General features: G+C 39.1%; 16 protein-coding genes and 1 pseudogene. All 17 read right to left on the bottom strand.

Features of this window, described 5'->3' with window-relative positions; translation table 11 throughout:
• Positions 1-83: 83 nt before the first annotated feature.
• Positions 84-1778 (bottom strand): ABC transporter substrate-binding protein, encoded by a 1695-nt coding sequence (locus BMX79_RS04630; protein ID WP_091479678.1) that lies wholly within the window; start codon positions 1776-1778, stop codon positions 84-86.
• Positions 1779-1803: 25 nt separating this feature from the next.
• Positions 1804-2751 (bottom strand): carbohydrate ABC transporter permease, encoded by a 948-nt coding sequence (locus tag BMX79_RS04625; RefSeq protein ID WP_091479677.1) that lies wholly within the window; start codon positions 2749-2751, stop codon positions 1804-1806.
• Positions 2752-2765: 14 nt separating this feature from the next.
• Positions 2766-3746: an ABC transporter permease gene (locus BMX79_RS04620; protein WP_091479674.1), complete on the bottom strand. Its 981-nt coding sequence runs from the start codon at positions 3744-3746 to the stop codon at positions 2766-2768.
• Positions 3747-3871: 125 nt separating this feature from the next.
• Positions 3872-5182 carry a hypothetical protein gene (locus BMX79_RS04615; RefSeq protein ID WP_091479671.1) on the bottom strand — a complete coding sequence of 437 codons (1311 nt, stop codon included), beginning with the start codon at positions 5180-5182 and terminating at the stop codon, positions 3872-3874.
• On the bottom strand, positions 5175-5864 hold the full coding sequence (locus tag BMX79_RS12805; RefSeq protein WP_091479670.1) for a DUF624 domain-containing protein: 690 nt from the start codon (positions 5862-5864) through the stop codon (positions 5175-5177). The genes BMX79_RS04615 and BMX79_RS12805 overlap by 8 nt, the downstream gene beginning before the upstream one ends.
• Positions 5865-5866: 2 nt before the next feature.
• Positions 5867-7294: a response regulator transcription factor gene (locus tag BMX79_RS04605; protein ID WP_256212656.1), complete on the bottom strand. Its 1428-nt coding sequence runs from the start codon at positions 7292-7294 to the stop codon at positions 5867-5869.
• A 44-nt stretch (positions 7295-7338) separates the two neighbouring features.
• Complete coding sequence (locus BMX79_RS04600; RefSeq protein WP_091479665.1) at positions 7339-9150, bottom strand: sensor histidine kinase; 1812 nt, start codon at positions 9148-9150, stop codon at positions 7339-7341.
• Positions 9151-9173: 23 nt separating this feature from the next.
• Entirely contained in the window at positions 9174-11402 is a 2229-nt protein-coding gene (locus BMX79_RS04595; protein WP_091479662.1) for a glycosyl hydrolase family 95 catalytic domain-containing protein, read from the bottom strand.
• A gap of 306 nt (positions 11403-11708) precedes the next feature.
• A complete protein-coding gene (gene zwf / locus BMX79_RS04590; RefSeq protein ID WP_246117633.1) occupies positions 11709-13139 on the bottom strand; it encodes a glucose-6-phosphate dehydrogenase in 1431 nt (476 codons plus the stop codon).
• A gap of 281 nt (positions 13140-13420) precedes the next feature.
• Positions 13421-14734 (bottom strand): MATE family efflux transporter, encoded by a 1314-nt coding sequence (locus BMX79_RS04585; protein ID WP_091479657.1) that lies wholly within the window; start codon positions 14732-14734, stop codon positions 13421-13423.
• A gap of 166 nt (positions 14735-14900) precedes the next feature.
• Positions 14901-15401 (bottom strand): cysteine hydrolase family protein, encoded by a 501-nt coding sequence (locus tag BMX79_RS04580; protein ID WP_091479655.1) that lies wholly within the window; start codon positions 15399-15401, stop codon positions 14901-14903.
• Between the two features lie 311 nt (positions 15402-15712).
• Positions 15713-17644: a fructose-1,6-bisphosphatase gene (locus BMX79_RS04575; RefSeq protein ID WP_091479653.1), complete on the bottom strand. Its 1932-nt coding sequence runs from the start codon at positions 17642-17644 to the stop codon at positions 15713-15715.
• A gap of 216 nt (positions 17645-17860) precedes the next feature.
• A pseudogene (locus BMX79_RS04570) lies at positions 17861-18082 on the bottom strand (SDR family oxidoreductase); the annotation flags it as partial.
• A 3-nt stretch (positions 18083-18085) separates the two neighbouring features.
• Positions 18086-18352: a type II toxin-antitoxin system RelE family toxin gene (locus BMX79_RS04565; protein WP_091479651.1), complete on the bottom strand. Its 267-nt coding sequence runs from the start codon at positions 18350-18352 to the stop codon at positions 18086-18088.
• The gene (gene relB, locus BMX79_RS04560; RefSeq protein ID WP_256212655.1) at positions 18349-18573 is read right to left on the bottom strand and encodes a type II toxin-antitoxin system RelB family antitoxin; all 225 of its coding nucleotides are present in this window, start codon (positions 18571-18573) and stop codon (positions 18349-18351) included. Before relB ends, BMX79_RS04565 begins: the two co-directional genes overlap by 4 nt.
• Before the next feature lie 197 nt (positions 18574-18770).
• Positions 18771-19583: a phosphonate ABC transporter, permease protein PhnE gene (phnE, locus tag BMX79_RS04555; protein ID WP_091479647.1), complete on the bottom strand. Its 813-nt coding sequence runs from the start codon at positions 19581-19583 to the stop codon at positions 18771-18773.
• 18 nt (positions 19584-19601) lie between these two features.
• The gene (gene phnE / locus BMX79_RS04550) at positions 19602-20429 is read right to left on the bottom strand and encodes a phosphonate ABC transporter, permease protein PhnE (protein ID WP_091479645.1); all 828 of its coding nucleotides are present in this window, start codon (positions 20427-20429) and stop codon (positions 19602-19604) included.
• Between the last annotated feature and the right edge of the window lie 11 nt (positions 20430-20440).

Below are 20440 nucleotides of genomic sequence, written 5' to 3'. Positions count from 1 at the left end.
ATATATTTGACTGTTTTTCAAAAAGAGGTGAAAAGTATTCATTCCTCAAAGAGTCATAAATACTTTTCACCTACCTTAATGTCTTATTCTGCTCCGCCCCATAATTCAATTCTTCTATTGATGATTTCACTCATTTCTTCATTCGCTTGATCAATATTCATCGATTCAAGTTCTGCTAACATTTCATCCCACACGTTATCAAAATTGTCTGGATCTGTTAAAATAGCTTCTGTAACTTTCTGAGTTGTATAATCATCTGCTCTTTGTTGAATAATGTTAACTTGGCTACCAGTTGGTAGAGGTATCTCCCATGCACGTCCGTGGTTTGGAATACCCAATTCATCTGCTGCTGGGAATAAATCAACCCATATGTTTGCATCATAAGCTTCAAGTGTCTCTAATTCAGATTCAGCGAAATTTGTACGAATGTCTTCTTCTGTTGTACGTGAGATAGATTGGCCATTTGAGTCAACAGCTGCCGTCCCCCACTGAGGGAATGGATGAATATATTGTCCAATTCCTGTTTCGAATGAGTAATTAGAATTGGTTTGTGCGTTTTCTCTATCTTCATCTAACTGAACACGTTTGCCGTCTATTATTTCATAATTGATGCCTTCAACACCCCAGTTTGTTAGGATTTGAGCTTCTTCTGAAGCCATCCAATCTAAGAAATCAAACGCTTCATCAATGTGGTCAGAATCAGCACTAATCGAGATACCTGTTGAACCTGTGAATCCATAATCTCTTGTTACTAATGGAGCTGTATCTTCATTTAAGGTGACAGGAAGTGGTGCCCATAGTCCCCATTCGTTTCCTTCTGCTCTAAGAGCAGCTTCAGCAGAACCAATGTTCCAATCTTGGTCAGCAATTCCCAATACTCTTCCAGAGGACAACTTAGAAATATATGTGTCATGAGTATGAGTGAATGATTCAGGGTCTAGTAATCCTTTAGCATTCATTCCATTTAACCATCTGAAGTATTCTCTAAATTCTTCACGCTGGAATTTGTAAGTTGCTTCTCCAGTTTCTTCTTCGACATACCATTGTCCGTCGCCTGAGAAGCCAGAAACAAACGATGCTGGATCACCTACAGTAATTAACCAACGCCAGTCAGCTCCAGAAAGAACCATTGGATACCATTCTTCTCCGTCTTCTGTAGTCGGATTCTCTTCCAAAAATTCAACAATTGCATTTTCATAATCTTCAAGTGTCTTGATTTCTGGATAACCTAAATCTCTCAGCATTCCAGTTTGCAACATCATTGTTCCGCTTGTTTCTAAAACTTGGTTCTCAACACCAGCAGTACCTACATGATAGATACTCGGATCATCTAAACTGTTTCTTAAACGATCTAACTGATCACCATACATCGCCTTCAAATTGTCTCCGCGTTCTTCTATTAAATCGTCAAGAGCTAATACCCCTCCCGAATCAATCAGCTGATTAAGTCCACCCTTTCCAAAAATCAGATCCGGAAAGTCACCACTCCCGATCATTAAGGCTATTGCCTCCAAGTCATCTCCGCCTACAGGATAAGATATATCAAGTTGAACGCCTGTCCTTTCAGTAATTTCCTGGGCAACAGGATTATCAAATCCATCGCTTTGAGCTAAATCCGCATGGAACATAGTTAAAGTGATTGGTTCACTTGATCCATTTCCATTATCAGAAGTATTATTCCCACCGTCAGTTGTAGACTCTCCCTCGCCATTTCCACATGCTGATAGTATTAAAGCACTTGTCAATACAACTGAGCCTACTATTTTTTTGATAGTCATTCCGTCATTCCTCCAAATATATTATTTAGCTTTTTACTGCTCCTAAAGTTAAACCTGATACAAAATACTTTTGTAAAAATGGATACACTACCACAATCGGCAGAGTAACAATTATTGTTGCTGCCATTTTTATTGATTCCGGTGTTGTTCTGATAATAGATCCTTGTGTCTGATTGAGCTGTTGTACTTGTGAAGAGGTCATTGATTGAGCATTTCCCAAGATCTGCATAAGTTCGTACTGTAACGTAGTTAAATTTACGTTTGATCCCGCATAAAGGTAGGTGTCAAACCAGTTATTCCACTGTCCTACTGCTGTAAATAAGGCGACAGTTGCCAGCACAGGCATGCATAATGGCATAATTATTTTCAAAAAGATTGTTATATCATTTGCACCATCAATTCTAGCTGATTCTTCCAATGCATCTGGTAACCCATCAATGAACGAACGAATGACGATTACATTAAATGCATTAAGCAAGGCTGGAATAATATATACTGCAAAAGAATTCATTAAACCAACGTTTCTTATTACAAGATACGTAGGGACTAAGCCACCACTAACATACATCGTAAGAACTAATATAATTCCTAACGGTCTTCTGAATACATAATTTTTTCTGCTCAGAATATATGCGAGTACAGCACATGTAAATGTTGCGGTCAATGTACCAATAGCTGTTCTTAAAATTGAATTTCTAAACGCTATAACCCAATTGTTGTTCCCTGAAAAAATTTCTCTGTAGTTCATTAACGTAAATTCTCTAGGATAAATAGTTAATCCACCTCGGGCGGTATCTACTGCATTGTTTAATGATATAGCTAGTACATGTAGAAAAGGATATAAGGTAACAATTATAACTAAAAGCATTACTATTGCTATGAAGATATCTGTCTTTGTAGGTCGCTCACTCCATTTCTTTTTCTTTTTTGAATTAATTTGTTTGCCATGTTTCTCGATAATAGTCGTTTCCATTGTTAACTCCTTTCTTAGATTATAGATATATCACTAGTTTTCTTAGCAATAGTATTAAATGTAAAGATTAAAACAATTGAAATAACAGATTTAAAAATACCAATTGCTGTCCCAAACGAATACCTGAACATTCCAATTCCATAATCCAAGGCATATTTTTCAATAACGATGGCGGCATCTGCTACGATATTATTTCCTAATAACATTTGTCTCTCAAAGCCGATGTTTATAATGTTACCAATGCTCATGATCATTAATATAATGATAATTGGTTTAATTGAAGGAAGGGTGATGTGCCACATCTTCTGAAATCGATTAGCACCATCTACGTGAGCAGCCTCATACATTTCTTCGCTTATACTAGTCATTGCAGCGAGATAGATGATCGCATTCCATCCAGTTGATTTCCAGACCTCTGCTCCAGTAACTATACCCCAGAACATATCTGGTCTAGCCATAAAATTTATCGGTGAATCTGTAAGATTCAAAAACTGAAGGATATTGTTAACTACACCTGTATTGGACAACATGGTTGTCACTAAGTTAGCAACCACTACCCAAGATACAAAGTGAGGAAGGTATGAAACGGTCTGTGTAAACTTCTTGAATCGTGTAAATCTTAATTCGTTTAACAACAAGGCGAATGAGATGGCAGTCCCAGTACCGAAAATTAAACCTAAACCTCCCATTCCAATAGTATTTCTTAATGCTCTATAAAAAAGTGAATCATTGAACAGTGCTGTGAAATGCTGAAGACCGACCCAGTCTGAACCGAGAAAACCATTTTGGGGTCTATAGTCTTGAAAAGCAACAATCCACCCTAATAATGGTGTATAGGCAAATATTGCGAGCCAGACAACAAAAGGAATGGACATGATAATCAGCAGCTTTTGCTGTTTTATAATTTTCCATGTCAATTTTTTCTTCGGCATCTGTTTTTGTCTTGCTTTTATTTGACTTTGTTTTTCAACATCTATCACTTTTGCTGATTCCATAGTAATCACCTTTAACCTTTCTTTCGTTAAGTAAATATTAACTGATAACGCTTTCAATAAAAACATGACAAATCCGCTATCAGTATAGTAAAATCTGGACACTTGAAAAAATGTCCAGATTTTACTTAGTTATTCAAATCACTGAATGCTTCAATGAGATCGTACACTCTGTCGTTTGTCATAGTGAACTCTATGACCCCGTCATTCTCGACAATATACTTGTCTGTTCCCTCAATCGGATATAAATTAATTATTTTCTCCACTGTCTCTCCTTCATTGAGGTAATGATACTTTATAGTTGTGCTTTCACTTTCACTGCGTTTTTCTTTATCTTCAGGGCTCACTTCATCGTAATAAGATAATCTAGCTAAATACTGATAGGCTCGTCTCATAACATTTTCTTCAATCGGCTCATTATTGAAATAAAATGCATGATTTGTTGATACTTCTCCTTCTTCATTTAATGAGACTTCATGATCAGCTTCCAGGATGAAACGGTCTGTTCCATTATCCAGTTCTACTCTTTCAACTGCATCCAATGGAATCAGTGCAACAAAGTTATCAGCAATGTCCAGAAATTCAAACTGGTAGGCATCAATAATCTGAGATGGAACAAGATAATGCTGATTCTGACTCATAACTTTAACCAGTGTATAGCCTTCGTTATCAGGTTCTCCTATCTCCAGAGTTTCATTACTCTCGCTACCTCGTACTTCTATCGTTTTTGTTACCGATTCTATATTCTGTTCGGCCTCTTTTCCATGCAGCCGACTAAAGCTGTCGAGCATTTGTCCCATCCAATTAAACTCAACAGAAAAATCAGTATCATAAGGTCCGTGTAGATACCAGCCACTTATAAAAGGAAGCGTTTCGACCATTGTCATATTAGTGGTCTGATTCAAAGTGACTTCCTCCTCGCCTCTAAAAACTAGTTCGCTGATCGTATCCTGTCCCAACTCAACAGCTGGTTCCAGAAATAACTTATTAAATGGTGATATAGACTCAGGTAACTGCTCTACTTGAAACATTACATCATTTGCCTGAACAACTATCTCTTCTTCATTCCAGACTAGTAAATCTATAGTTTCCTGTTCATCTGCAATAGTAATAGAAAGATTTTCTGATGTTTCTATTTTCTTTTCGATCCTCTTCCCTTTTATTCCTCTGAGGTCTTCAATGAAATAAGCAATGGCTGTTTCATCTGTATGATCCAGCTCTTCTGAATACCAGCGGGCATTCTCTCGTAGTAATTCAATTGTATCTTCATCGGACACAATAGAAATTTCAGATGGCATAATTGATTGAGGCATTACAAATTGAACAGATTCTTCACTAGTAACCGTTTCGGTGTCGCTTTCTTCAGATGAATCCTGACAGGCTGTAAGGACAACCAAAGAAAATAGCAGTATGATTTTGAGATTAATTCTTTTAAACATTAAACTCCTCCCTTTCACGAGAAAATTCATGTTTTAGCTCTTCCAATATTCCTTCATTACTTCTCATGAAATAAAATGCGGTAACGGAGAAAATAAATAATACAGCGAATCTGAAAAACCCGAACATGATCATGCTGAATGCGAAAGCATAGCACAGATGCGAAAATGTAATTCGTTTATATCTGAAAGTAAGATAGACTGAAAATATGACCAGATGTTTTAAGGATACTTCAAAGCGTGAAAGCAGGGAAAATGCATAGATTGCGGATAGAATGAATACTGTATACAGGATTATACTAATGACCGTTAAAACCAGCCAACCTCTTTGTAAAACAAAAAGAATATCGACTATCAAGATAACACTGACGACTAAAAACAGTCCCCAGTATTGCGTGCTTTGTCTGAAATTCACTTTATACGAGTTGAAAAAGTCTTTAAAAGGCGAAATTGTTTTATCCCTGTTCAATTTTCCCATAGTATAAAATAGACTGGTAATACTCGCACCTGCCGGTATAAGTGATGCTGCGAAAATAATAATATTGCTTATACTTAAAGGAATTGACCACACAGTCAAGAAAAATAACGTGTTACAAAGTAAGAACAAAGCATTCAGACTAAAAAAGTAATAAATATATTGTGTAATTTTATAAAATAATGTTTCAGTAGATTGCTTTATTTTCATGATTAATCACCCTCTTCCTGCTTTTTCTGATATTCCTTAGGACTTATATTAAATTTACTCTTAAATTTTTTATGAAAATAATCGTAATTCGAGTACCCAACCTTTTTAGCAATTTCATAAATATAGTGATTGCTATCTTTTAACAGCTCTTTAGCTTTATTTAATCTGAGATCGTCAAGATACATATGGTAACTCGTCCCTGTATCAGACTTGAATTTTTTACCTAAATACGATTGACTGTAATTAAACTCTTGGGCTAGTTCCTTCAAACTTAGATTTTTATGGTAATTTCTTTCAGTATATCTTTTAATCTCGTCTACAATATCTTGTTTTTCATTTGTTTCGTAAAAGAACCGACCAAAGTCATAAAATACATATTTAAGAAAATGAGCTGTCTGTTGGATAGAACTTTCTTTCCAGATTACTGAAAGAAGCTTATCTTTCTCTATTTCTTTAATTGGTTTCTGCATACTCGCTTCCAGAAATGCCACACATTCCATAAAAATGATCGACCACTCTCTTTTCACGATCTGACTATCTTGTTTAGTTACCTGGAAATAATCTACGCAAAAATCTATTGTTTCCTCAATTTCTTCTTTCCGATTGTCTTTTATCGCAAGCTTAAGATTAATTATCAATTTGTCTAGCGTATGCACGGCATTATTTTTGTTCAGTACCTGTTGAGTCATTATGCCTTTATTAGGGTAGAAATAGCGCTGAGAATCTAGAAATTTAATTTCTTTATAGAGGTCGGGAACATGCTCAATAGTTCGTTCTACTGAACTGATTGTCACATTCAACTGATTTTCTGAATTGATTTGAGCAATTAAATCATCCAATGTAATATCAGAATTTGCGGCTACTAGTATAAATACACTATCTCCGTAAGTGTAGATATAGTGCCTCTCATTTAGTACAGTGTTGCACGTTTCAACGATCATTTTAGTATTGATTTTTCTACCATTGTCTGATAGTTTGATTAATTTAAATATAGAGTATGGTCTCAACTTCTCAACTTCTTCTGTCTTTTCACCATGGATGACATAGGAATAAATCTGCTGATTTTCAATATAGCTCTGAACATAACGTTTAGTTTTTTCATCCTTTAACTCTTCTGCCAGCTGCTGCTTTACTTTAAATAAGACACCCATAAGTTCTTCTTCATCAATTGGCTTTAATAAATACTGAACAGCTCCATATGTTATGGCATCTTGTGCAAATTTAAAATCTGAATAACCAGACAAAATAATAAATTTAGTTTGGCAGTTTGATTCCTGAGCCTGCTTGACCATTTGAAGTCCATCTAATCCTGGCATTTTAATATCTGTTATCACAAGATCTGGCATTTTCTCAGTGATAAGAGCCAGGCCTTCCAGTCCGTTTTCAGCTGAATCAATTATCTCAAATCCTTCTTTTTTCCAATCGATCAAATATTCGATACCTTCTCTCACTATAGGTTCGTCATCGACTATGATCACTGAGTACATCTATTCTCACCTTCTTTACCTTTATTTACTTGAGGAATCACAATCGTAACATGTGTCCCTTCGCCTTCTTTGCTGTCGATATATAATCCGTACTGATCCCCGTAAAAATGTCTGATTCTCTTCTGCACATTATTAATACCTATATGAGAACTTTCTTCTTCAGAAGAAAGAACATGTCTGATTTCAGCTAATTTGTCCCTTGAAATACCTACACCATTGTCTTTAACTGATATTTCCAAGTTATTCTGATTTTCTATAATATTTATATCAATATATCCCTTACCTACTTTTGGTTCTATTCCATGGATAAAGGAGTTTTCGACTATCGGTTGTATAATAAGAGGGATAATGACTAAGTCCGCACTTGCAGTATTAGTTATAGAATAATCAATCTGCTCTCCGAAACGCAGCTTTTGTATATGAAGATACATCTCTGTAAAGTTAAGTTCTTCTTCTAGAGATGTTTCTTTTTCTGTTGTCTCCAGAGACTTTCTCATCAGCTTACTTAATATTTTGATGATTTCAGCAACTTCCCGATCTTTATTTCTCAAAGCCTTCATTCTGATCATTTCCAGTGTATTATACAAAAAATGAGGATTGATTTGACTGGCAAGCATTTTGAATTGTGTATCTTTGAGTTGCAACTGCCAGTTCTTTTCTTTTACTGCATGCTCATAGTTTATTGCCATCAAGCTTTCAATACTGCTGGAAGTATCAACTAAGTGATTATATACATCTGACAATTCATCATTACCCTTAATGGATCGATCGATTGAAAATTCTCCATTGGCAACTTTTGACATGGCTTTTTTCAATTTCATTATTCTGTTATTAAATGTTCTGATAAATATAACCAGCATTAAAATACTTATAGCTAAGACACTGCTGATAATAACGTAAGCTACTCTCAGATCTCTGCTTACATCCTCCAAGATACTGTCCGTTGGAACAACACCTATGACCTGCATTGTGGAATTTAAGGTTTTGGGAATAACCACATCTCTTATATTTAGAGTGAAGTCTGTGTTAAAACGATCCGAATCGACTATCCCGTAATTCCCTTCTTCAGTTCTTACCGTCTCAAGAACGGGCCTGTACTGGCTATAGGCCTCATTTATATCACTGTATTGAGGGTAACTATAAAGAGGGGTCTGATTGTCCAGTGTTATGAACACACTACTGGCTGAATCATTCAATATACTGTTAATGACCTCCTGGTTAACTGCGATAGCAAGAACCCCAATGAAATTGTAATTACTGTAGACTGAACGTACTAAATTTAAGTGAGTCGTTTGAGTAATATGGTCAGTAATCACTTCCCAAGCGATTCTTCCGTTACGGCTTACACTCTCCTGATACCATTCTTGCTCCTGAATGCTATCATTTGCATGGTAGATACCTGTCGTACTTGTCAGAGTCGGATTATCCACAAAAAATCTAACATGTTCGATTTCATCATAATATCTTAAATAGTCCTCAATCATCTGGTACTGCGCATAAGCCTGATATACATCGAAAGGATCATCATATACTGTAGTAACTAAAGAAGCTAAATCTTCATCCTGATAGATCCAGTCGGATACTCTTGTTATCGATGTAAGCGTAGTCACGTAATCTGATCGGATTCGTTCATTATTATTCTCAATTTCTTCCAGTTTATTCGAAATAAGATTATTCCTGATACTCATAGTCAGGTATATTCCGACCAAGGCTATAGGTATGATTAGTATTACAAAGTAAGATCCCAGCAATTTTTGCCTGATGGATATATAAGGATTATTTTTCATCTTTTTCTTCAATCAGCTCAGCCCCTGATATGTCTCTAGCTAAAAATGCTAACGGATTTATTCGCCTTTACATTTACTTCTATCATACTTGTTTTTAATTCTTTCGATTCAAATCCTTTTGGCAATTGAATAACTAGAGTCTGTGTAATTTTTGATATTAAGTTTAATATAAACGTACGCTTATTAATATCCCAGGTAAAACTTTCGATAGTAATAGTATTTGGTAATTTCACTCCTTTTATTGTTCCTTTTTCCAGCCAGGAAGGCACTGCTTTAAATAAACTCACAACTCCCGGCTTCTCTACATAAATCAATGCGTCATGGATAATCTTAGGAAATGAGCCATTGGCATCTACATTGAACACATTCTGGTGATTGTAATGACTTGTAGCTAACGAAGGGAAAAATGACTGGTTTCTAACTAATTCTCCTATTGCACTTTCCACATCTCTTGAGCGCTCCATCGCAATGGCACACATAGCTGTGTGCATTCTTCCATGAGAAGATGAAGTGTCCCCGTCTTCATTTAACAACCATGCTTCAAGTCTCTTATCAAATGCTTTATTTGCAGCTTTCCATAAATCAGGTTTGTCTGGGGTAATTTCTTTAGTCTGAAATACCGGATACAAGTTTGAGAAATGCCGATGGTTAGGATTCTCTACAGCCGATTCATCAATCCACTCTTTTAACACACCCTTTTCATCAACCATATAAGCAGGAAGGCTATTTTCAAGTTCCTCATATTTTTCAGGTATACCCATATTTAAAACAATACACGCTTGTTTTAAATAGCTAATAACTGCTTTTACAATGGCTATATCCATCGTGGAATTATCTCCCATACCGTTTTCTGCTGAATAACTGGGTCTGAATTTGGCTACGCCGTTTTCATATTCTATAAAATCTTCATAGAACAGCAAGGTCTCTTCATAAAATGGTAAAGCTGTTTGTTCAAGAAATCGTTTGTCCAAGGTATAGTCATAATATTCTTTGTAGAAATAGGCTAACCAACCTGCACCTGCAGTCCAAAATATAAGCGGCCACTCTCTATTCCAATGAACATGTAAAGCGCGCGTACTGGCATGCACTGGAACTAAGAACCCTCGACAACCATAATAGTTATGAGCATTCATTCTGAAATCATCTTCATATGTTTTTAATGTTTCAAATATCCCGGAAAAATTCTCGAACAACCCGAGACTGGCCAGAGAAGCAATTGCTAACTGTACATTTGTATCGAAAGTAAAATCTCCACTCCATGGTGGGTTGAAATCTCCGCTCCATATCCCCTGCAAATTAGGCAAAGCGGGTCCAGTCATGGATTGAATAAAGTAGCGACTCGCATCATACAGCTTTTCAAATATTATTACAGGAATACTTTTTTTCGACTCTAACAAATCAAGCAATTCTTCAAGACTTTTAGGTCTGTCTTTTTCATGACACAGATTCAGAGATACCTGATTATACTGGCTACTATGTGCTCTGATATGTTCTTTTTTTACCGTTTCAAAGTTGTTCATATCAAAAGACTTTTCGGAGTTGACACCAACTCTCATTGTTAATTTTGTGGCATCCTCAACAGCTATTCCATTATCTTTGAGTATGATCTTGCCATCAGTATCCCATTCTGTGACTATTTTATAATTACTCCCATCCATGTATGTGTTTACAACCTCGATTCTGTTGTTCTCAGTTAAAAAGATTTTTTGAGAAAGGTCGGGGTGGTCATATTCTTTAAATGAGAAGAATACTGAAAACAAGCCGTCGCAACGGAGTTCAAAGAATAAAGCATTTTCCACTTTTGATGCGAATAATTTTTTACTGAATTCTTGTCCGCTTCCCGTAGAAAAGCACTCACGGATCAAACCTGTTTCATAGTCAAGTGTCCTTATGTAATTTAGTGTTTGACTGGAAATAGAAGGATTGATTACAAATTCAATTTCCCCTCCTGGATGGAATACATCACTCATTGTAAGTCCTTTATACCCTTTTTTGAGTGCCTCTTTTTCAAAAAAATCGATCCCTTTCTGATAGCCCTGTTCTTCTACGGTATCTCTTAACTCGGTAAGGCGATTAGAAATATCGGGTATACTATCCATTCGATTAGATTTCAAATAGAGTGAATGGTGATTGACTATTAAGCTAAATTCTGTACTTTTTCCGTACATAATCCCTCCTGTTTCACCATTCCCTACAAAATATCCATCCTGCCATTTATCAGAATGGTTTGTACTCCAAACTCCTTTTTCAGGTTTTTCAAACATATCAAATCCTACTCTCTATATTGTAAACGCTTTATTTTTATCGCATTATAGCACAGTCTTTTTTTAGACAATACATGTTATTATAGACAGATTGCAGTAAAATCCAGCATTCCTATATATTGTACCAACAATCGCTTGTAACAATAAGCTTTTTTTATGAAAGAGATCTTCTGTTGGATTTTGAGTCTAGCTTCTGGAGGGCGGTTCAATACAAGTAGGTACTTTGAAGATCATTCTCAGCAAAAAAATCCGCCACTCATCAAAGAAGGGGCGGTTGTTTTTGCATATATCCTTTTTAAAGATGGACTAAATCCGATAAATCCAGGAATGGTTATTTCTTTTGAGCAAGTCTTCTGCTTTTTCTGGTCCTATTTCACCGGTCTTGTAATTTGGAAAGTCAGGTTTTGGCATGTCTTCCCATGCTTTTCGAATAGAATCAGTGATCCGCCATTGTTCCTTTACTTGTTCGAACGTGCCGATGTGTCTTTCACTATCTGTTAAGATATCCGATATAATATTCTCATATGCTTCCGGGAAATGAATCGTCTTCCAGGTTTCCTTATCCGGCCCTATAGCCGCAGCCAGGACCTCTTCATTTTCAGTCGGATGTTTCTGATGCACCACCATAGATATACCCAGTTGTGGTTCAATAGAAAAGGTCAGTCGCGGTTGTTCATCTACTGACATCTTTGATGACGTTTTTAACAGAATATCGACGGTCAGATGATTCTCCGCCAGCGATTTTCCTGTGCGCACATAAAACGGCACATCAGACCAGCGATCCGAATCAATTTCAAGCTCGATGGCTATATAGGTTTCCGTATGGCTCTCTTCTGGCACATCGTCTTCTTCGCGGTAGGTATCATATTGCCCACGAACAACCTTTTCTTTTACATCTTCCAACTTAAAGGAAGGAATAGATTTGAATAATTCCAATTTTTTCTCGTTTAATTCCTTATCGTCCATCTCTTCCGGCAAGTCCATGGCTACCACTGCTAAAATTTGCAGAATATGGTTCTGGAACATATCCAGTAATGCCCCATTTTCATCATAAAATGCCCCTCGACTGCCGATTGAAAAGTCTTCTGGCAGTGAAATCTGCACCTGCTCGATGTAGTCGCTGTTCCATATGGCCTCTAGAAATGGATTGGCCTGTCGTGTAACGAGTATATTCTGTAATGACTCAAAGCCCAAGAAGTGATCAACTAGGTATATCTCTTGAGGATCAAACGCCTTTTGAAGTAAATCGTAATACTCTTCTGCCGACTCAAGGCTTTCTCCAAAGGGTTTTTCAACCGCAACACGATGGCTCCCTTCATAATCCAAAATACCGGACTCTTTTAAATTTTTCGTCGTATCATCATACACACTAGGTGGGATTGAATAGTAATAGATATATGACGGATCGGCTTCACATTCGTTTGATGCTTTCTGTATGGTTTCCGATAGATTTTTGAAATCGTTCAGTTCCGTATTATCTGCAGCCTGATAGAAGAAGTGCTGGAAAAAGCTGTCATCAATGGTATCCTTGTCTACTACATTTTCCATCGCTTCTCGAACAAAGTCTCGGTATTCCTGATCTGACATTTCCGTACGCGACACACCGATCAAAGCAAACTGTTCAGAAAAATTACCTTCCTGGAACAACTGGTATAAGGCTGGAATAATCTCTGATTTCGCTAAATCACCTGTTCCACCAAATAGAACGATAACGCCCCCTACTTGCTTTTCTGTCATAATCACCCATTCCCTTCCTGATGTTGACAATTTTAGTCTGTTTTCATTTTAAGTAACTAGGGACTAATTAGCTAGTAATATACCCTTTACTGCATGCTATGGTCTTTATATAAAAATTTACAGAAGAGGATGTCATGATAAAAAACAATGAACAAAGGACGACCGTAAGTAAAAATGGAATCTAACGATAAGAAAACTGTTCGCCAAAAAAATACCCCCAGAAGTTAGATTTTGGGTCTAACTTCTGGGGAAAGGCTCTTTCTACAAGATGATCTTCAATTTTATTTTTTTCTCTTCATCCGCTTGTTCGGGTTAATAATGAAGGCGATGACCATGACGATCAGTGCTTCGGTCAGGACATAGGATGACCAGACGCCGTTCATGCCGAAGAAATAACTCAACACGATGGCTAACGGGATGATTAGAAGCCCACCTCTTAATAGCGAAAAGAGCAAGGCTCTGTTTGGCTGATCTGTAGCGCCAAAGTAACTTGTCAGAATCGTATTCATTCCCGCGAACACAAAGCCGATAAAATAAATCAGCAGACCACTTGTCGCCATTCGGGCAATATGTGCACTATTTTCACTATTGAAAACTGATATAATTTCTTCAGTAAAGGCCGCTGTCCCTCCATAAACACTTAGACTTAAGACCAATGTGGTCAGCAAGGACAAAACGAGAACGTGCTTCATCCCTTTCAGATCTTTCTGCCCGTAGCTTTCACTTAACAGCGGCTGGGCCCCTTGAGCGATGCCGGCGAATAAGGACAGGACTACGAACGAAATATTGGCAATAATGCCATATGCCGCCAGACCGTTATTCCCTTCCAGATTGAAAATAATCGTATTGAAAGAGAACATAACGACAGAAGCAGACAATTCATTAATAAAGGCAGATGCTCCCAAATAGGTTACATCTCTGATAAGCCAGCCTTCAATTTTCTGAAATGACAGCTTCAGTTGATTGCCCGGCGTGAAGAAATGGATGGATAGAATAATCAGACTGACAATGGGCGATACGCTTGTCGCCAGTGACGCTCCGAACATTCCAAGCTGCATCGGAAAAATGAAGATATAGTCAAGAACGACATTCAGCACGCTTCCGATGACCATGCCATACATAGCCAGAGAAGGATCGCCATCGTTTCTGACAAAGGCCAGCAGCATATTGTTGAGTACAAAAAACGGGGCGAATGTCAGGATCGTCCTTAGGTAGACGGCTGTCATTTCAAATGTTTCAGCATCTGCCCCGAGAGCACGTGCCATCGGTGAAGCTCCGAAGAGCCCAATCATCATAAATAAGATCCCCATACCTACTGCAAACAGGAAAGTCTGCGAGTAGACGCGCTTGGCCTCATCCAGCTTATTCTGCGATAAAAGAATCTTGTATCGGGTCGCTCCGCCCAAACCCAGCATCAGTCCAAAGCCGTGAATGATTCCGAACGCCGGAATACTCAAGTTCAGCGCCGCAATGCCAGTAGGTCCCAGTGCCTGAGCAATGAATAAGGTATCTGCCAGTATATAAAAAGAGATGCCCAGCATACCGAGCATGTTCAGACTGACGTATTTAAAAAACAACTTGAAATTATTCTGCATAATTATCCTCCGACTGAAAAATGAGTCTTCAACTAGCTTACTCGGCTTTGGATATAAAGTCAATTTACTTTATACCTATCTAAAATAAAGAGTGTCCTTAATACTTCCAAAGGACACTCTCTATATAAAATGATGTGTTTTCAATACACGTTTTCTTAACATAAGTTTAGATGAATATAAGGAAACGGTCGGTCCAGATCTGTTCGTAAAAGTCAGCGATTTCGTCAGGGGTCATCCATTCTGAGTCCCATGAACTGTGCAGTTTCTTTTTCATATAGACAGCATAGCCTGAACCATGAGCAAATTTCACAGTCGAATCGATACAGTAGTGCGTTTCTGCTCCACACACTTCAATGGACTGGACGTCCAGCTGATCCAGGATGGATTTAAGCTCGGTCTGGTAGAATGCATTCGGATGTGTCTTTTCTATATAATGATACGCGTGCGTCGTATCCAGTTCAGGAATCACCTTCCACTTGTCGCTCCCTTTGACCAGATAATCATCATCGTGCTGGACGAAAATGACAGGTTTTGATGCGTCCTCGTAAGCAGCGATCCGATCATTTATTCCGGAAGTCAGCTGATCAAACCGGCTGATCGTCTGATCCTCATAGTGACAGACCCCATTTTGCATATCGATAACTAGCAGGACATCTGCAGTTTCCATTGCTTTATCTCCCCTCTTGAAACAATAAGCCCTACGGTTAATCAACGTCGCTCATTTGCCCAAAGTACACCGCCTTTTAGAGAATAAGAAAAGTCATAGTCCTGCACTCGCTTCTTCTTTTTTGACCGGTTTCAGAAAAGACGAAAACAGTCTTCACATCGAAAATACCATCGTGACTTTTCCCGGTATCGTCAGTTCATGATTTTTCTGACCAATCACTGTCTGTGAGGGTCATCCGCCTGGTTGACTAGATCGGCTACATTCTCATCCAATTCGATCGTCCCGCATGGATAATTGAGCAGGGTGCCTTGTCAGGCTTTAGTATGAAGATAAACCAGCAGCGCCTGAAGATCCTCAATCTGTTCCTGCAGGCTTTCTCCGATTGTCGTATCTCTGATCAGCTTTCTTTCTCTCTTTCCATCGATGACCTGCTTCAACTGCGTATCATCTCTCAAATCTTCGAACAGCTTCTCAACGGATTCAAAGGTCTGATGGGTAACGAGCTGAAAGCCATATGAATTATTGATCAGTGAGTAGCCGGCAATTCCCGTAGCTTCCTGATAAGCTGCACTCATTCCGCCATCAATGACGATCAGCTTCCCGTCAGCTTTCACAGGCAGTTCGCCTTTCTTGACCTTCACAGGTGTATGTCCGTTGATGATGGTGGAGCGTTCATGACTTAAGCCGAATGATTTCAGGATGTGACTCATGACGGCTTTGTTGTCTCTCAACTGAAAATACGGGTTCCGATTTTCTTTATGGGTATCCGAGTCCTTTATATAATACCGCTCGAATGTAGTCATCCGGTCCCTTCCGAAAAGGGGAGACTTCTTACCGCACCAGGCGTACCAGAGTAAATCCGTCGCGTAGTCATCAGTTATCGATCGGTCTGCGGCTGATTTTCTTGCGTATGTGTCGAAGGCATCAAGCATCTGACGCCCGGACAACTCCTCTCCTTCAAATGAAAAACTGTCCAGTTCTCCATCCTCCGTAAGTGGCAGGCAGCCATGATAAAGCAGGTGATCATTGTAAATTAGATACATACTGCCTTTATCCAGCAGAAAATCAGTGTATCGGTTCAGTTTTTCTGAGTGCTGAAAACTCTCCATCAGCGTCTGTACACTATACTTTTCTTCATCGCATAACTGATACGGATCGTCTGGATCGAACTGATCATACGGAAAATCAGAGAGGTCATAGACTTGTCCGTCAATCGTTATCGTTCCGTTTTCTCTATCGATCTCATTCAGAAGAAGCCTGTCGGCCATATCATAAGACGGTCGGCGTTGAATGATCTGTCCTTCCAGTTTAAATTGAATGACAGCCAGCGCTTCGTGAACTTTCGTCAGCAGCTCTCTGCTTTCTTCCCGGAAAACATGTTCCGAAGGGCCTTCCTTGGGCCGAAACGCGTCTTTGCTTTCATAGTGGCTGTCCGCAAACAGGAAAAGCGGCCTTAGATTCAGACCATATGCTTTTTCAAGTTCGAACAAGTAGCCGTACCGTGCAGCAATTCGAAGCAGTGTGATGAGATTGGCCTTCGATCCGAACATGGCCCCCATCCACAAGATGTCGTGATTGCCCCACTGCACATCAACAGAGTGATGCGCCATCAGTCGGTCCATAACCAACTGTTCTCCACAGTCCCGATCAAACAAATCACCGACGAGATGAAGATGATCAATGACCAGCCGCTGAATGACCTGACACAATGCAGCAATGAAGGGTTCAGCCTGATTCAGACTGATCAGTCGGCTCAAAATATTGTTATAGTAGACATCTTTTTCTCCTTGAGAGAGATCAGTGTACAGAAGTTCTTCTATTATATAGGTGTATTCTTCCGGAAGTGCTTTTCTCAACTTGGACCGGGTATATTTTACTGCACAGAACTGCATGAATGTAATTAAATCTCTTATCGTCTGCTTATACCAGTCCTTATCCTTTTCAAAAATCCCTTCATCATCATCAAGCGCCTGTTCAGGATAGCTGATCAGCAGATTGAAGCGGTCCATCCGTTCAGCATCCCAGCTGTCACTAAAGCAGTTGCCGATTTTCTCACGAACATTTCCAGCCCCCGTTCGCAGAATATGATCGAACGCCAAGTCCGCCCCATGCACGTCAGATAGATAAAGTTCCGTTCCTTTAGGCAGACTCTGGATCGCCTCCAGATTGATCAGTTCCGTATAGATTTCACTCGATGTTTTAAAACTGTCCTTGAGCAGTTCATAGTATTTTTCCTCTTTCATAGCTTTCCCGCCTTTTTCACACGAATTAGTCTTCCTCTTTTCCATCATACACCATGACAACCAGAATCGCTTAACTGTTGCTGTATATATATGAGCATTCCGAAAATCTTCTGCTACCAGCTTTTGCATGATAAAATATACCATATATTATAACAAAAGTTCCGACTGAGACAGTAAGCTGTTCAGTCGGAACCCTCTATTAAGTATTATGACCGTTTATCTAGCCAGCCAACCCCCATCAACAGCTAGAACATGCCCATTGATATAGTCTGATGCAGAACTACCTAAAAACACTACTGTACCCATTAATTCTGCTGGATGCCCCCAGCGTGCTGCAGGAATGCGATCAAGGATTTCCTTGTTCCGTTTCTCATCTGCACGAATAGGTGCTGTATTTGCTGAGATAAAGTAACCCGGGGCTATTGCATTGACTTGCATCACTTAGTAAATATCTCGTCTATGCCCCACTTCTAAAATGAGTATAGTTACTGTATGATCGTCAATATCTGAAATGAGCCGATAATCGCCTATCCGATACCGCCATTTCCCTTTATGATTAGCTGTTAAAGCTTTCCCGTGAATGCGGGGGTCATGAGTCCCGACTAAATTTTTCTTTATCCAAGCCATAATGAGTCTTTTTTGTTGAGGATCCATTTTTTTTAAAGACTTTTGAGCATTTCGTTCAAACCTCACTTCATAACGTCTCATGCTTCGATATCCAATTCGTTCATCATATCCTCAAAAGAAATGGATTGATCCTCTTTTAAATGTTCTGCCATTGCTTTGTCATACAATTCTATATCAATCTCATCTTCTATCTTTTCTAACACGGACTCGCGAAATAAAGAAGATACACTGATATTTTTAGCTTTAGCGTATTCTCTAATTAAAGCTTCTTCTTTGTCATTCATACGCAAAGATATAGTCATCAAATTCACTCTCCATTCAGTCATACGTTGTATTACATTGTAACACAACGGTATTTCGAATTCTATAAAATACTTCAATCACTCGCTTTCTTTCTCAACCTAAATATACTTAGAGACTGCATACAAAAACACCGATCCCTCACTGTGTCTGGATAGACGTCATGAGAGACCGGCGCTTTATTTGAAAATTACTATATTTATCCGTTGACGAGACGTTCACGCAGTTTGTTTGAGAAAATCTCGACAGCCAGGATCAGAACAACCAGTCCAATCAGAATCGACCCGACTTCGCTCCATCTGTAGGCACGCATGGCAAAAATTAGAGGTGCCCCTATTCCACCGGCTCCTACCAGACCTAAAATGGTTGCATCACGCAGGTTCATGTCGTAACGGTAGATCGTTACAGACAGGAAGCTTGAGAACAGCTGAGGCAGAATGCCATAACGTACTTTCTGATAAGTGGTACATCCCATAGAAGTCATAGCTTCAAGAACACCTCTGTCCAGGTTTTCAATGACATCCACGTATAAACGGGAAATCATACCGATCGATGTGAGAGACATCGTCAGCACACCTGCATAAGGACCAGGGCCAGTTACACGGATGAACATCAACCCGTATACAAGTGAAGGAATGGTCCGGATAAAGATAACGACCAGACGAGTCACAAAGGCTACAGGTCTGGAAACGATACTTGGAGACATCAAGAATGAGATCGGGATCGCCAGAAAGGACCCGAATACTGTTCCTAAAAAGGCGATGGCGATCGTTTCAAACAAGAGCCCTGGGACGCCTCCACCTGATGTGAAGTCAAACAGGAATTCCAGGTCCGGTGAAAACAGCCCGCTGAAAATGTTTGTTGCGATCTGTGTCCCGCGCTGATCGAAACCAGTGATATTGACTCCCATGAATGACCAGATGATAAGAGCAGTCAGGATGATTGCAATAGTTGATAAATAAACTTTACGATTTGGTGCTTTTTCAAGTTGCTGTGCAACAGCTTTATTCATTTTTTCTCTGCTCCTTTATTAAGTCAGTTTCATTCGGAAGTATTCACTGATGCGTTCAATCACGAAGACAACCAGCATCAATATCAGAAGGACCATTCCCACGCTCGGGTAGTCTCTCCAGCCCAGACGCTCGTCCAGCAGGAGACCGACTCCTCCGGCTCCAACATAACCCAGAATGGCTGCGTATCTTATATTTCCTTCAAAGGCATATAATGACACCGACAAGTATGTCGGAAGAACATCCGGTACGATAGCATAGCGGAAGGCTTCCACTTTTGAAAGACCCATGGATTCATGCGCTTCAAATGCCCCCATATCGACATTTTCAATATGCTCATACATCAGTTTACCAATATAAGACAAGGTAAACAGGAAAATCGCCACCGTTCCGGCCATAGTTCCCAGTCCAAAGATGAACGTGGCAATCAGTGCTGAAATCAGTGTGGGCAGCGTTCTTAAAATACTAAGGAACAGTTTGAAAAAGCCGTTTAACCATCGGTTCCTTATAATGTTACTGGACGACAGCAAAGCAAACGGAATAGCCAGCAAGGCTCCGGCAATGGATCCCAGTAGTGACATCTGAATCGTATCGAAAAGCGGCCCCCAGACGTTGTTCATAAAATTAAAGTTTGGCGGGAACATATCAGTTAAGATAACAATGAACTGATACCCTCGTGTTCTTATCATCGACAGGTCCACACCTGTGACTTCCCATGACACGACCGTCACGATCAGAACGATCAGAAGAATAAGAGGAGCTCGGGAAGCACGCTGTTTCACTTCTTTTCCATTCGACAAAGTAAATGTCTTAGGTTTGAAAATCTTATCATATACCGTTTCTCTCATGCTCGTCCCTC

This window comes from Alkalibacterium pelagium, from assembly GCF_900109325.1.
GTDB classification, from domain to species: domain Bacteria; phylum Bacillota; class Bacilli; order Lactobacillales; family Carnobacteriaceae_A; genus Alkalibacterium; species Alkalibacterium pelagium.
This window is presented reverse-complemented; position numbering and strand designations above follow the sequence as displayed.